This window comes from Flavobacterium crassostreae, assembly GCF_001831475.1.
Classification (GTDB): domain Bacteria; phylum Bacteroidota; class Bacteroidia; order Flavobacteriales; family Flavobacteriaceae; genus Flavobacterium; species Flavobacterium crassostreae.
Window position 1 is genome coordinate 269,494 of record NZ_CP017688.1, and the last position, 15,406, is coordinate 284,899.

Below are 15,406 nucleotides of genomic sequence, written 5' to 3' on the forward strand. Positions count from 1 at the left end.
GAATTAGTTTTGAATGATCGGAATTCCAAAATAGAATTCGAGTATTTTTATTTTAAAAATGTAATCGTATTTGGTTCTTAGAACTTCAGATTGGGCGTTAACGAATAAAGTTTGGGATTGATTTAGATCAAAGGAATGCAACATCCCTACCGCAAATTTTTCTTTAGCATAATCATACGCTCCTTGCCTTGCCTCTTGAGCACTTAGGGCCGCTTCATACGCTTTTAGCGCTCCTTTTGCATCCGTAAAGGCGGCATACACGTTTCTTTGTAAATTAAGATTTTCTTGTTCCAAGGCTATTTTAGATCGTTCTAAACCCACCTTAGATCGCTCTATGGTATTGCGTGCCGAAAAACCGTTAAAAACAGGAATACGAAGTTGAAACCCAAATGACTGGCCTTTATTATTGTTAAATTGATCCATAAATGGCGCTGGCCCTCCTAATAATCTAGTAAAATTGGGTGCTAAAACTTTTTGATTGGTTCCTTCTACAAATCCAATTGCAGACGTTGGGTTTAGTGCATCCGGAATTACTCCAGTTATCCGATCACTATATGCTACCCGAGAACTAAAACCATAAAACGCTTGTAGAGTTGGCATCAATCCTCCTTTGGCTATTGCCAGATTTTTTTGTGCTATTTCTAAATTGGTTTGTGCTATTTTTAAGGTAGTTCGTTCTTCTTTTGCCTTGTTATAAATTGCGTTTACATCTTGGTTCAAAATACTGTTCTGCGTTGCTAAAACAGCGTTATCTGCTACGTCAAATTTTGCAAATTCGTCTAGCTGCAACAGTTGCGCTAAACTTAATTTGGATAATAGCAAGGCATTTTCGGAAGCTATCAGGTTTTGATTATTGGTCGCTAAAGTAGCTTTAATATCTAACAAATCGCCTCTAGGAATGGTTCCTGCAGCAACCAATTCTTCTGAACGGGAGAGTTGTTTTTGATTAAAGGACAATTGTTCTTGTTGCACTTTTAAATTTTCTTTATTAAAAAGCACTTGCAAAAAAGCATTAGCAACATTCAAGGCAATGTCTTCTTGCATTTTAGTCCATTGGTATTTTGCAGCCAGAATACCCAACTTTGCTTTGCGAAAGGCATTCTGATTTTGTAGTCCTTTATAAATATCTATACCAACATTGGCTCCAATAGACGTAAATTGTGTAGTCTGATTTTGCAACAAACCAGTGGTTATATCTTGGTTTAAACCAATATTCCAGGAGTGAGAAGCCGAGGTATTTAAGGAGGGTAAAAAAGCTCCGAATGCCCCTTTTTTGTCTATCTCCGCTACTTGGCTATCTAATGCTGCTTGTTGGATAGAAATATTGTGTTCAATGGCATGTGCAACGCATTGTTCCAGTGTCCATTTCTGATCCTGTGCGTTAGAGGACATGCTAAAAGCAACGAGTAAAATTAAGGGAATCCAAATGGTGTTTTTCATGTCTTTTTTATGGATGTGTAACAAAGCTATCACACAAATTTAATATTTATATACTAACTAAAATTTATTTTCTGCTTTTTTATTACCCAATATCTTATTGTTTAAAGTTAGGGTAACCTCTATTAGATTCTTATAAGGCAATAGCGCTCCAAACACCCAACTTATTTTTTTTTAATAGAAAGCCATAACTTAGGTTGACCTATGAATAAGACTTGTTTGACACATAATTGTTACAGTTTTATCCAAAAACATATTTCTTTTAGTAATTTTACAACTTAAAAAAACACCAAATGGCCAAATACCTCTTCGTTTTAAGTGCTTTGTGTGCGCTACTTACTAACTGTGCAACAACACAAAAAATAGACACTCTAAAACCCGAACCCGATGACGCCACACCTCTAGTATATGACAATCCTGCCTCATTTATCCACTTGCCAATTAGTATCAAATTAAAGGATATTGAAAACCAAACCAATAGCGTATTGAATGGTTTAATTTATCAAGACACCGATATAACGGACGATAACATCGAAATAAAAATATGGAAATTAGCGCCAATAACCATTCAAAATGAAAATGCTGTTTCGGGCGAAAAAATACGAACCATTCTCCCTCTAAAAGCCATTGTAAAATACCGAATAGGCACCAAAACCTTGGGCGTTCCCCTCTACAATATACAAGAATTTAACTTAAACGGAATGGTTACCTTAGTTAGCGAAGTAAACCTAAATAACTGGAAATTAAACACTAAAACTAAATTAAAATCATTAGAATGGAACCAAAGCCCTACGATGGTTTTATTTGGCAAAAACGTTCCCGTTACCTACTTAATGGATCCAGCCATCCAACTATTTAAGTCCAAAATTGAGACTGCCATGGATACAGCCATAGAAAATTCTATGGATTTTAAACCAAATGTATTGGCTGCTTTAGAGAAAATTTGCCTGCCCTTTCAAATGGATGCAGCTTACGAGAGCTGGTTTCGGGTTGTTCCTACCGAAATATACAGTACTGCTGCCAAACTAAAACAAGATACATTTTCCTTACAAATGGGTATGAAATGCACCATGGAAACCTGGATAGGGCAACAGCCTGAAACAAAATTTGACGCTACAAAAATTGTATTAAAACCAGTTACTAAAATTCCTAATCAAATAACCGCTACTATTGTGGCGGTATCTACTTATCTGGATGCCTCCAAAATAATTCGTAAAAATTTTGCCGGTCAAGAATTTCAATCTGGATCCAAAAAAGTACAAGTGCAAGATGTAACCCTATGGCACAAAAACGGAAAGATCGTCGTGGCTTTGGAACTCACAGGCAGCATCAACGGAAAGATCTACCTAACAGGATCTCCGCAATACGATAACAAATCAAAAGAAATATACTTTGGTTCTTTAGACTATGTCTTGGACACCAAAAACAAATTGATACGCACAGCAAATTGGCTTGCGCAAGGGTATATATTAAATAAAATTAAAGCGAGTTGCCGCTATTCTATAGAGTCCAATTTAGAAGAAGGCAAACATACTATGCAGAAATACTTGCAAAATTATTCTCCAATGGCAGGAGTGTATGTTAATGGTAAAATGGAAACACTGGCATTTGATACAATTCAAATCACCAAAAACGCCATTATAGCTTTTATTAAAGCTAATGGCCAAGTCAATATTACCGTAGATGGACTAAAATAAACTAAAATGGGTTCGTTATACTTGCTTTTTGTTCTTGTATAACCGATAAACAGCATAACCAATAACTGCTACCAGAATATAAGGTATGGCCATCAAATACACAATTCCGTCATTTACAGCTTGTGCCTGAATATTGTTATCTTCGCCCCCTAAAGCCGCTCTACACATCGCACATTGGGCATGCATATTGGCAGAAAACAAAACAAATAAAAGGAACAAACTACCTAACCGAAACTTAATTGTATTACACATAATAAGGAGCTATCATTAAATAAACTATAACACCAGTTACAGCAACGTACAACCAAATAGGAAACGTTATTTTGGCAATTTTTTTGTGGGTATCAAACCGCTCTGCCAACGCTCTAACATAGGTAATTAAAACCAATGGAATGATTACCACAGACAAAATAACATGCGTGATTAAAATAAAGTAATACACATACCGGACAAATCCTTTTCCTCCAAATGGAGTAGAATCGGAAGTCATATGATAAGCAACATACATTCCCAAAAAAAGTACCGAACAGCCTATTGCTGCTTTCATCAAATTTTCGTGTCTTTTTCTATTGCCGCTTTTGATGGCAATCACCGCCAAAACAAGCAATATGGCAGTAATAGCATTAACACTAGCATAAATCGGAGGCAAAAAAGTAAGGGGTGCCACATCAAAACCCAACTTTCTTAGATTCACTCCAAAAAGAAGCACAACTACCAACGGAATTGCAATAGATAAAATCACAATCCACTTTTTATATTTCTGTTCTAAATTTTGCTTACTCATAACTACTATTCTTCTAATAATAAACTAATATCTTGCTGTAGGTCCCTAACCCCTTTTTTATCCAACCCGTCATAATATAAAATAGGATTTCCAAAAGCATCCTTTCTGCAACGGATATTTCCTTGTTTATCAATTAAAGCAAAAAGACCCGAATGCTCAAAACCTCCAGCTACTTTGGCATTAGCAGCAGCATACAAATTAAACCCTTTGTTGGCTAAATCTAAAATAGCATTACGATCTCCAGTCAAAAAATTCCAATTTGCAGAGCGAACACCTAATAATGCCGCATGTTCTTTTAAGACCTCTGAGGTATCTTTTTTAGGATCTATAGTGATAGACACAATCCCAAAATTAGGATTACCAAAAAACTTCTTTTCTACCAACAACATACTCTGATTCATTTTTGGACAGATAGAAGGACATGTAGTAAAGAAAAACTCTAAAACATAGACCATATCTTTGTAGTCATTATTGGTGATTGTTTGGTTATTTTGGTTTACTAACTCAAATTTTGGAGCCACACCTATAACCACTAACTTTTCTTCTTTGACAGAAGCAGTCACTACCTTATCCAAACGATCCGCTTTAACCACTTCGCCATTTTGAATTCTGGAAATAATCTTTGGAATGGCATAGATTCCAAACACCAAAATAATAAAAGATATACCTATATACGATTTATTCTTAAACATATTAATTTTTTAAAAGTTGTTTAGTAGCATTGCGATTTTTTTTGAGTGCTGCGCGATATTCATAGAGTATAATCTTAAAATCATCTAGCATTTCGTTACTTAATTCCGAAGGATGAAAGGTATTGTAACCCTCTTTATATTCTTTTGGATCTTTTCTGCCTCTTAGATTTTTCTTTTTATCAATAATATAAACATTGGGCGTGCCAGAAAACGCATCTAGTTTTTCAACTAAGTGTAGTTGTTTGTAGTATGCAGCAATATTTTCGGGAGTGGTAAAAACAAAGTGCCATTGAGAAACGTCTGTAAATTCATCTAAGGCATCCACAATACTTCTAATATCTTGTTGTGTTCCTAAAGGACAAACCATCACAAACTGCAAATCTTTAAAGGTGTGGTAGCGTTGGTATATTTTTTGATTAAGGTTAAACAAATTACCTCTATTTTTAAGAATTTCAGATCCTGAAAAACCCAATATAGTTACTTTGTTATTCAAGGTTACTTTTTCATTATTTAAAGATTCCCAATTACCCAAATCCGGAATATTAGCAGTAACCGTTGGCAAGGTAGTGTAACTATTTACCCCGGATGCAAAAAAAAGATACGCTACAATTGGAAGTATAAAAAGAACAAAGAGGACACTATTTTTTTTCATTATGATGTGAAATTTTTAATTACAAAAATAAAAAAAAGGTACGCAATGCGTACCTTTTTTGTGAATTAATATATGTTAAAAATTCCATTTAATAGTTGAATTTTTAAAAACCCCATAAATATAATGTCCTTCGGTGAGAAAAATAAAAAGAACATATACTATTAAGAATACAGTAGGCAATACTATTGCCCATCTCAAACTGCTTTTTTCTGCTCCTAAGTGCATAAAAGACCATACAATGTAGTATGCTTTTAAAACAGTCAAAATATAAAATACCCAGTTTAGCAAATTCATTCCTATAAAATAGTTCAGGTGCAAAAAGTCTGGCTTAAGTATTCCTAAAAACACTTCTATAATTGTAACGGCAGATAATATTCCGAAAACTTTCCAGATTCCAGCAGTATCCGATACGTGTTCGTGTGACATAATAATAATTTTTTAAATTAAACTAGATAGAAAACGGTAAATACAAATACCCAAACTAAATCAACAAAGTGCCAGTATAAACCCACTTTTTCAACCATTTCATAGCTTCTTCTTTTTTCGTAAGTACCAATCAGTACATTAAAGAAAATAATGATATTAATAATCACCCCTGAAAAAACGTGAAATCCGTGAAATCCAGTAATAAAGAAAAAGAAATCGGCAAACAACTTGTTACCGTATTCGTTTCTAACCAAGTTAGCTCCTTCTACAACATAATGCGCCTGACTTAATCTAAGGATAGATTCTTCTCTAGTCAAAACCGTTTTGTGCTTAAACTTACTTAAATCATGATTGATTTTTGGGTCTTTTGCAGTTTCGGGAGTTGCCTCATAAAGAGACTCCGTACGAATTAAAAGATCCGGATGTGCTTTAAAACCTGCTTGCACTTCGGCAACAGAATAAGACGGTAAAGCAGGTTCACTAACAAACCAACTTCCTTTATCTCTAGTGTGCTGCACACGCTCTTCGTGTAAATTTGCTGCAAAATCAGCCAAAGCAACTCGGTTGCCCTCTTTGTCTACAAACTGTAGCAAACTACCTCCTTTGGTTTCTACGGCACCGTATTCTCCTTTTATAAAGTTTTTCCATTCCCAAGCTTGAGATCCAACGAAAATCAAACCACCAATAATGGTCAAAAACATATAAACGGCAACTTTGTTTTTTTTCATTTGATGCCCTGCATCAACAGCCAAAACCATTGTTACAGACGAAAAAATCAAAATAAAAGTCATTAATGCCACATAATACATCGGTGCCGATACACCATGCATAAATGGAAAGTGTGTAAACACTTCATCGGCCACTGGCCATGTTTCAATAAATTTAAATCTAGAAAAACCGTAAGCTGCTAAAAATCCAGAGAACGTTAAGGCATCAGACATGATAAAAAACCACATCATTAATTTACCGTAACTTGCTCCCATTGGCTCATTGCCGCCTCCCCAAGTTTTTTCTTCACTATTTGCAGTAGTAACTGTCGCTTCCATAAAAGTTATTCGTTAAAAAGTTCCCAAATTTACGTTTTTTTCTTATTTAAAGAAATATAAAAATACAAATAAATAAATCCACAAGAAATCAAGAAAGTGCCAGTACATCGCACCTAGTTCAATTCCAAGAGTTTGACTCGAATTGTATTTTTGTTTAAAATGATTATAAATTATAATTAGCAATGAAATTAGCCCTCCAGCAAGGTGCATTAGATGCACAACGGTCACAATATACAAAAATGTAGTTGTAATAGAACTCTCGCTACCGGTGAAATAATACCCATTTTCTACAATTTGTCGGAATCCTGCAAATTGCAAAACAACAAACACTATTCCGAGCGCTAAAGTAGACAAAAGAAATAGAGTAGTCTTACTTTTATCGTCTTTTTGAATGGATTTTTTTGCCAAATGAATGGTAATACTACTGATCATTATCACAAGTGTACTGTAATAAAAAGCGGTAGGCAATTCAAAATCCTTGAGCCAATCTACTCTGGACTTACTTACCACAAAAGCACTGGTAAGCCCTGCAAACATCATAATCATACTGACCATAGCAAACAACAAAATCAATTTATAGGATCTTGCCGTACGTAGCTTCTGCTCATTTGTTGTCATTGTCATTTCCATAACTATCTTAAAAATTTATCTATTATATACACTAATTGTAGCAAACTAATATACGAAACACTAACCAACATTAGCGTTCTTGCGGCTTTTGGAGTTCGTAATTTATATAACCTTACAGCATAAAAAAGCATCCAAACCCCTAATAAAAACACCAAAACTGCTGCCCATGGCGTTATAAAAAGTCTTCCAGTAAAACCTAAAGAAGGCAATAATGAAGCTATAATTAGCCATACCGTATACAAAATAATCTGCAAGGCTGTTCCTTTGTCTTTTTTGGTGGTAGGCAACATAAAAATACCCGCTTTTTTATAATCATCATATAAAAACCAACCAATAGCCCAAAAATGAGGAAACTGCCAGAAAAACTGAATTAAAAACAACGTCCCTGCCTCTATCCCAAAGTTGCCAGTTGCTGCAACCCAGCCCAACATAAAGGGTATTGCTCCCGGAAATGCGCCTACAAAAACCGACAAAGAGGTAACGGTCTTTAAGGGGGTATAAACACTGGTGTATAAAAATATAGACACCGCACCAAACATAGCCGATTTAGGATTAATATAATAGAGCATACTAATTCCAATTACAGTTAGCAGACTAGCCACCACCAAAGCCACCCGAGGAGACATCCTACCGGAAGGCACTGGTCTGTTTTTGGTTCTATCCATCAATGCATCTAGGTCTTTCTCAATCACTTGATTATAGGCATTGGATGCGCCTACCATGCAATAACCACCTATAGTCAACAGAATTAAAACGCTCCATTGAAAAGGATTTTCGTCATTTACCCCTAAAAAATAACCCGCAATAGAAGAAAACAACACACTAATTGCAAGTCCTGCTTTAGTGATTTCTTTAAAATCTAAAAAAACAGATTTAAAGGAAAAAGTATTTTGTGTAGTATTCAAGACGGATTGTATTAGGTTTTTTTAAAACTGCTGCAAAGGTACAAATTAGATAGAGAACTAAGATTGTAGATGCTGTATTTTTTTAATATAATTACATTTCCAAAAAAAGAGCATCTTCTATAAAAGAGAATCCAAAAACTAGTTCATTGACCGAATCAATAATCCAAATACCAATTAAAAACATCTGTACGGACTCCTAGTGTAAACCAATTGGTCGCTTGATTAAAATTGGTTGTGGTGTTTTGAACAGGATCCTGACTTCGGTAACTATAATTTCCAAATAATTTTAAATTTGTGGTTGGATTAATTAAATAACCCATTTGTAAATCGGCTATAAAAACAGCCGTTTTATTACCTTGTCCTACTTTAACCCCGGCATCATACGGCCTATTATCGTCATAATCTTTATAGATATTCCCTCCATAATTAAACCCATCTTCGGTGGTATCCAAATCCAAACCGCGCTTTGCAACCGTTATTTTTGCATCTGCAAAATACCTGCCTTTATAGTAGTGTGCAATAGCCAGAAATTCTTTACAATTTCCGCCCCATTGATGCCCTAAACTTTGGTTATTATGTCCATAATTAGTCAGTGGATTGCTATGAGAATAAACATATGGCCGTACATGGTTGTACTCTAGTTGCAACAACAAATTAGTCACCGCAAAGGCATTATAATACTTAAGCCCCAACTGGTACGCAAATTTATTCTTCCAACTGTTTTTTACACTCCGGACCTCGCCCAGCGAAAACTCATCCACTAGCAATTGTCCGTATAGATTAACTGCATTGCTGTATTTGTACTTATAAGTGAGTCCCAAAAGAGCATTTCCGGTTCGTGCAGAAGAAGCAAACTCTACCGCACGATAAAACAATATAGGATTTACAAAACTGGCATCAAAACCTCTATTGTTGGTATTGGTCCAAACTACGGATTCAAAAAAACCTAAATTCAGACGGTTAGAAACATTCCAACTCAAATAATGGTTGGCCATAAATTTAGTAGCATACGTTCTCTCCAACGAAACCTCCGGGCGCACATCCTTTAGCCACATATAGGTATTTGTATATTTAAGCTTCCAAAAATTGGTGTTTATTTTAAAATACGGATACACACTAGCGCCATCACTAAGTAACAAAGACCGATAACCATCTCCTATAAAATTTCTTCCATATCCGAGTTGTAAATCAATATTTTTGCTTGGCGCAAAAGTTATATTGGCTTCGGCCATCGGAAAATCATACGAATCCGTTTTGAATTCTTTGGCAATTCCAATCCCGGGTATTATTGCCGGATCCCCACCTACTGGTTTGATCGATTCGGCATACCGATTAAAATAACTCGCAAAACGACCTTGACTCTCAAAAATTGTAGTTGTGAAGCTAAGATTTTTACCCAAACCTCCCTTAAAATTAACCGCCCTTGTATTCACATAGGTGTAAGACGACTTTAGATCACTAGATTTTCCTAACTGTAAATCCACCATAGGATTTAGCACAAACCAATATCCATCTCCTTGTATTTGGACCATGTTTTCATTCCAAAATTTTCTGCCCCACCATCCTGATACCTTTTTATTACGTATTTTATTTGCTTGATCTATACTATAATACTTAGATACCTCAGCATACGAATAGGGTTTGGAGGCAGTATGGTTATTGCTTCCAATTTTATTTAAAGCACCATCAAATTGTGCATAATAACTATGCGAAAACGGAATAATGAGATGGCTTTGCAATTCTGGATTGGTGTATTTGTAATAAACCAAACTATCCAACTCCGTAAGTGGTGCAGAAGCTGCAGGCAAAATAGCTGCATTTGCGAGCTGCTCTGATGCTATTTGCTTACTACTCTTTAGCGGAATAGATATTGAGATCGTGTATTTAGAATACACCGGACTTCCGTTATAAGTTGATGGACTAATCTTAGGTAATTTTGCAAAAACACGCTTGGATTCTGCCAACAAAATTGGGTCTACTGCATTTACATAAATTACTTTAAAAACACCCTGGGCATCCACCTCAAAAAGCACCTTTACAACTCCTTTAAAATTATTTTGAACCAAATTTTCTGGCACCACAAAATTATCGAAAACAAAATCCTGAACTTGGGTATAAAAACATTTTTCTAACGCAAGAGACGTTATATTTTGGCATTCTGAGAAAACCGGAAAACGAGTCAAATTCAGGTTAGCATCTTGGTTGTTCGTTTGACTAAAAACCACAAAAGAAAAGAACAACAAATAAAAAGTCAAGCGCATTTTTTTCATAAATATCTATATTGTGTTTTAGTATTCTTGTTTTTCTAGATTCCTTAACAATTGCATGAATCCCAAAATATTCCGATGTATTTTAGTCCTATCTAAAGCTTTAATCTGCAAAAGCAAGCCATTCTCTAACGGCCGAAGACATGCCATTTCCGTCAAAATTGTTCAGCTTGCCTCCATAGTTGTAACTATTTATCTGTAGTTTTTACAAAATGATTTGCAACTCCTTAGAAACAAAAATACAGCTTATATCTAAAATCGTGTTCTATTAATCGGATTACTTTACAGCCTAAAAAGTGGCATACACTTACTCTTTTAAAAAAAACCGCTATAAACGAACATTCTAATTTTTAACCTGAAACAAATTATATTTTTTTTACGGATCTACTACACAGAACAAATGTTTCGTCTAAATTTAATAGTACAGCCGATCAAACACACAATTGGCTTGGCTACACTAATGAGCACCCTTGCTTAGGTGTTTTTTTTTACTATAAAAAACCCCCAAAATAGCAGCTGCTTTTTTGGGGGCGTTCTAAAGATATTTTAATTCATTCCAAAAAAAGGCATCTATGCAAGCATGGTTACCGGATTTTCTATGTATTGTTTTAAAGTCTGTAAAAACTGTGCTCCCGTTGCTCCATCAATGGTACGGTGATCACAAGCTAGAGATAGCATCATGGTGTTTCCAACCACTATTTGACCATTTTTAACTACAGGCTTCTCCACAATTGCCCCCACAGAAAGAATGGCAGAGTTTGGTTGGTTGATGATCGAGTTAAATTCTACAATACCAAACATACCCAGGTTAGAAACCGTAAACGTGCTTCCTTCCATTTCAGAAGGGGTTAGTTTTTTGTTCTTGGCTCTTCCGGCCAAATCTCTTACACTGGCACCAATTTGAGACAAACTCATGGCATCCGTGAATTTTAACACCGGAACAACCAAGCCGTCTTCTACGGCTACAGCAACTCCAATATTAACATGGTGGTTGATGGTAATGGCATCTTCTTTCCATTGGGAGTTAATTTTTGGGTGTTTTTTTAACGCCATTGCACATGCTTTGATAACCAAATCATTAAAAGAAACTTTGGTATCTGGAACACTATTAATTGTTGCTCTTGACTTCATTGCATCATCCATTGCAACCTCTATAGTTAGGTTATAATGTGGTGCCGTAAATAAAGACTCCGCCAATCTTTTAGCTATAATTTTTCGCATTTGCGAATTCTTGATCTCTTCGGTAAAAACTTCTCCTGTAGGCACAAAAACCTTAGCCGTTGTTGCCTCGGCTTTTGGAGCTACTGCTGGGGCCTGTACTGCCGCCGTAGTTGCTGCTGGAGCCGTGAAATTTTCGACATCGCTTTTTATAATACGACCGTTTTCGCCAGAACCTTTTACTTGCTGTAAAGAAATCCCTTTGTCACTTGCTATTTTTTTAGCTAGTGGTGAAGCAAAAATTCGTTTGCCTTGAGTCGTTGTCTCTGGAGCAATGGATTCTTCTTCTTGAGGCGCAATGGTTTCCGAAGCAACTGTTTTAGCTGCTGCTTGTGGCTTTGCTCCTGCTTTAAAATTAGAGGCAATACCAGAAACATCTGTTCCTGCTGGACCTATTATTGCTAGCAAGCTATCAATTGGCGCAGCATTTCCTTCTTCAATACCTATATACAACAAGGTACCTTCGTTAAAGGATTCAAACTCCATGGTAGCTTTGTCTGTTTCGATCTCGGCAAGAATATCGCCTTCCGAAACTGCATCGCCAACATTCTTGAGCCATGTTGCCACAGTTCCTTCGGTCATTGTATCACTCAAACGAGGCATGGTAACCACCACGACACCTTTTGGCAATTCGGAGGTATTTGCTACTTGCTCTTCTGTAGTAGAGATTGGGTTTTCTGGAGCCTTTGCTGTTTCTTTAGACTCCGTTGTGGCAGTATCACCAGAAAGAATTCCAGAAATATCTTCGCCCTCTTTACCAATAATTGCCAATAAAGAGTCTACTGCTGCGGTTTCGCCTTCGGGAATACCGATATGCAATAACACTCCTTCATTAAAGGATTCAAATTCCATAGTAGCCTTGTCTGTTTCAATTTCAGCAAGGATATCGCCTTCAGAGATTTTATCTCCTACTTTTTTAAGCCAAGTTGCTACCGTTCCTTCCGTCATTGTATCGCTCAAACGAGGCATTGTTATAATTGTTGCCATAATTGATTTATAGTTTATGAGGTATAAATGGATAGTTTTCTTGTTCGTAGACTACGTCATACAATTGTTGTTTGTCTGGATATGGAGATTCTTCTGCAAAATCCACACATTCTTGCACTAAGTCTTTAACTCTTTGGTCAATTGCATCAATCTCTTCTTGTGTAGCGTATTTTTGATCTTTGATTACATCTAAAACTTGTGTAATTGGATCTATTTTTTTGTATTCTTCTACTTCTTCTTTAGAACGGTATAATTGCGCATCAGACATTGAATGGCCTCTATAACGGTACGTTTTCATTTCTAAAAAAGTAGGACCATCACCGCGGCGTGCTCTATCTATTGCTTCGGTCATTGCCTCAGCTACCTTTACTGGATTCATTCCGTCAACTGGACCACAGGGCATCTCGTACCCTAAACCAAGTTTCCAAATATCGGTATGGTTAGCTGTTCGTTCTACAGAAGTTCCCATGGCATAGCCATTGTTTTCTACAATAAACACTACAGGCAGCTTCCATAACATGGCCATATTAAATGCTTCATGCAAAGAACCTTGTCTGGCAGCACCATCTCCAAAATAAGTCATGGTTACACCTCCGGTTTCAAAGTATTTGTCCGCAAAGGCTAATCCTGCCCCTACAGGAATTTGACCTCCTACGATACCGTGACCTCCAAAAAAACGATGTTCTTTAGAAAAGATATGCATGGATCCACCCATACCTTTAGAAGTACCTGTAACTTTTCCTAAAAGTTCTGCCATAATTCTTTTTGGATCTACTCCCATACCAATTGGCTGCACGTGGTTTCTGTAGGCCGTAATCATTTTATCTTTAGTCAAATCCATGGCATGCAATGCCCCTGCAAGAACCGCTTCTTGACCATTATATAAGTGTAGAAATCCTCTAACTTTTTGTTGAATGTATAATGCAGCAAGCTTGTCTTCAAACTTTCTCCAAAGTAGCATGTCTTCATACCACTTCAAATAAACCTCTTTTGTAACTTCTTTCATCTCAATTGTTCTTTTTTGCTAAAGTTTTTTATTGTTTATCAATTACCATACGCAAAAAAGTTTCCTCCCACAAATTTGCGAATCGCAAAAATAAGACATTCAAACTTAGAAGTAAAATTTAAAAGCTAGTTTTCTTATTTTTTTACAATAAGTTTTTATCAAACCGTAATGGCAGTAGGTTTTTTTTAAGAAAGCAATATGCAAACTGCTCCCAATCGTACCTTAAAACAGATCCCAACAGAAATTTGTTACCTAATTCTCTAGTTGGTCATTACCTTCCTGCAAAAGCTATAAGAAGAATAAATACCTGAGGTGATGGCAATTTTTTAAATCTTTACCTCTAGCCAAATACTTTTTGTTTACTAAAAAAACAAGCCGTTTATTATACAAAAAAAATCCAAACTTCAACTGGGTGAAATTTGGATTTGGTATGCTATTTTAAATTTACAAAAAATTAATACACTTCGTATTTGTCTCCAAAATTAAATGTTAGCGAAAAACGCAAGGTATTTTCTAATGGGTTTGGCACTTTTGAAGCAGAGAACAAGTACGACACATCTACTTTAACCACATTGTATTTAAACCCTGCTCCTAGAGAAAAATATTTTCTAGCTCCTTTTAATTGGTTTTCTGTAAAATAACCCGTGCGCAATGCAAAAGAATCTTGGTACATATATTCTGCACCAACAGCATAGGTAACCTCTTTTAACTCTTCGCCAAAGCCATCTGGTGCGTCACCCAAGGATTTGAAAACTCCAGAAACCCATCCAATGGAGCGGTAATCTTGGTTAGCAATCGTTCTGTCTTTAGTATCAACAACACCATCCGCATTTAAATCTACTCCAAATTGCGGCGTAGGAACCAATAGTTTATTTAGTTCTACATTTACGGTTACTTTGTTGTAATCATCTAATATAAAATCAAATCCTGTTCCAAGTTTTAAATTTGCAGGCAAAAAATTTCCGCTTATTTTATCGTTGTCATAGTTGATTTTTGGCCCTAAATTTTGGATATTAAATCCTGCTCGCCATCTTCCGTTAAAGTTGTTGTAATACACCTCTTCGGATTGATAAAAACCCGCCACATCAATCGCAAAGGAGTTTGCTGCCGAAGCATCTACATTTTCGGAAGCGATCTTGAGGTTGGATCTAATGTATCTTCCGGCTACTGCCATAGAAAATTTTTCGCTTAATTTCAAAGAATAAGAACCATCAAGAGCAAGTTCATTAGGTGATACTGTTCTAAATTGTTCGTCAGGATTTTCGGTTTGTCTTAATTCTATGTCTCCAAATCCAAAAAAACGCAAACTCGTGGCAAAAGCACTTCGCTCACTTATTTTATTATAATAGGTAGCTTGCCCTAACGAAATATCGTTTGCTAAATCGGTTAAATATGGCGTGTAGCTTACCGAAAAACCTTGTTTATCCGTAGAAAAAGCATATTTTGCAGGGTTCCATTGTTGCGAAAAAGCATCTGCAGAGGTTGCTACCCCTATATCTGCCATACCTGCGGCTCTAGCATCTGCAGAGACCATCAAAAATGGGACGGCGGTTGTAATTACTCTATTGTTTTCTTGTGCTTTTGCAAAAGTAAATGCAAATAAACAGCTTGTTAAAAGAATTAATTTCTTCATTTTTAAATTTAAAATTTTATTAAACA

At 36.0% G+C, this 15,406-nt stretch carries 14 protein-coding genes; 1 reads left to right on the plus strand and 13 read right to left on the minus strand.

The features are described 5' to 3' along the window. Positions 1–3: 3 nt before the first annotated feature. Positions 4–1,440: a TolC family protein gene (locus tag LB076_RS01230; protein ID WP_066335965.1), complete on the minus strand. Its 1,437-nt coding sequence runs from the start codon at positions 1,438–1,440 to the stop codon at positions 4–6. A gap of 290 nt (positions 1,441–1,730) precedes the next feature. Between LB076_RS01230 and LB076_RS01235 the strand changes: the two genes are divergently transcribed. Then, the gene (locus tag LB076_RS01235) at positions 1,731–3,134 is read left to right on the plus strand and encodes a DUF4403 family protein (protein ID WP_066335959.1); all 1,404 of its coding nucleotides are present in this window, start codon (positions 1,731–1,733) and stop codon (positions 3,132–3,134) included. Between the two features lie 15 nt (positions 3,135–3,149). On the opposite strand, the gene LB076_RS01240 is transcribed toward LB076_RS01235, so the two are convergent. From LB076_RS01240 to porV, 12 genes are all read right to left on the minus strand, one after another. Beyond that, positions 3,150–3,386 carry a hypothetical protein gene (locus tag LB076_RS01240; protein WP_066335957.1) on the minus strand — a complete coding sequence of 79 codons (237 nt, stop codon included), beginning with the start codon at positions 3,384–3,386 and terminating at the stop codon, positions 3,150–3,152. Further along, positions 3,379–3,918, minus strand: coding sequence for a DUF420 domain-containing protein (locus tag LB076_RS01245; protein ID WP_066335955.1), 540 nt, complete (start codon positions 3,916–3,918; stop codon positions 3,379–3,381). Before LB076_RS01245 ends, LB076_RS01240 begins: the two co-directional genes overlap by 8 nt. Before the next feature lie 5 nt (positions 3,919–3,923). Continuing rightward, on the minus strand, positions 3,924–4,610 hold the full coding sequence (locus tag LB076_RS01250) for an SCO family protein (RefSeq protein ID WP_066335954.1): 687 nt from the start codon (positions 4,608–4,610) through the stop codon (positions 3,924–3,926). Between the two features lies 1 nt (position 4,611). Further along, on the minus strand, positions 4,612–5,262 hold the full coding sequence (locus tag LB076_RS01255; RefSeq protein WP_066335952.1) for a hypothetical protein: 651 nt from the start codon (positions 5,260–5,262) through the stop codon (positions 4,612–4,614). Positions 5,263–5,337: 75 nt separating this feature from the next. Next, positions 5,338–5,688: a cytochrome C oxidase subunit IV family protein gene (locus LB076_RS01260; RefSeq protein ID WP_066335950.1), complete on the minus strand. Its 351-nt coding sequence runs from the start codon at positions 5,686–5,688 to the stop codon at positions 5,338–5,340. A 17-nt stretch (positions 5,689–5,705) separates the two neighbouring features. Next, entirely contained in the window at positions 5,706–6,734 is a 1,029-nt protein-coding gene (locus tag LB076_RS01265; RefSeq protein WP_066335949.1) for a cytochrome c oxidase subunit 3, read from the minus strand. Positions 6,735–6,776: 42 nt separating this feature from the next. Next, positions 6,777–7,364, minus strand: coding sequence for a cytochrome c oxidase subunit 3 (locus LB076_RS01270; protein WP_066335946.1), 588 nt, complete (start codon positions 7,362–7,364; stop codon positions 6,777–6,779). Between the two features lie 2 nt (positions 7,365–7,366). Next, on the minus strand, positions 7,367–8,269 hold the full coding sequence (gene cyoE, locus LB076_RS01275; protein ID WP_176699285.1) for a heme o synthase: 903 nt from the start codon (positions 8,267–8,269) through the stop codon (positions 7,367–7,369). A gap of 155 nt (positions 8,270–8,424) precedes the next feature. Continuing rightward, entirely contained in the window at positions 8,425–10,539 is a 2,115-nt protein-coding gene (locus LB076_RS01280) for a gliding motility protein RemB (protein WP_066335941.1), read from the minus strand. A 567-nt stretch (positions 10,540–11,106) separates the two neighbouring features. Beyond that, positions 11,107–12,741 (minus strand): pyruvate dehydrogenase complex dihydrolipoamide acetyltransferase, encoded by a 1,635-nt coding sequence (locus LB076_RS01285; protein WP_066335939.1) that lies wholly within the window; start codon positions 12,739–12,741, stop codon positions 11,107–11,109. 7 nt (positions 12,742–12,748) lie between these two features. Further along, positions 12,749–13,747, minus strand: coding sequence for a pyruvate dehydrogenase (acetyl-transferring) E1 component subunit alpha (gene pdhA, locus LB076_RS01290; protein ID WP_066335937.1), 999 nt, complete (start codon positions 13,745–13,747; stop codon positions 12,749–12,751). 454 nt (positions 13,748–14,201) lie between these two features. Beyond that, positions 14,202–15,380 (minus strand): type IX secretion system outer membrane channel protein PorV, encoded by a 1,179-nt coding sequence (porV, locus tag LB076_RS01295; protein ID WP_066335936.1) that lies wholly within the window; start codon positions 15,378–15,380, stop codon positions 14,202–14,204. Positions 15,381–15,406: the final 26 nt, after the last annotated feature.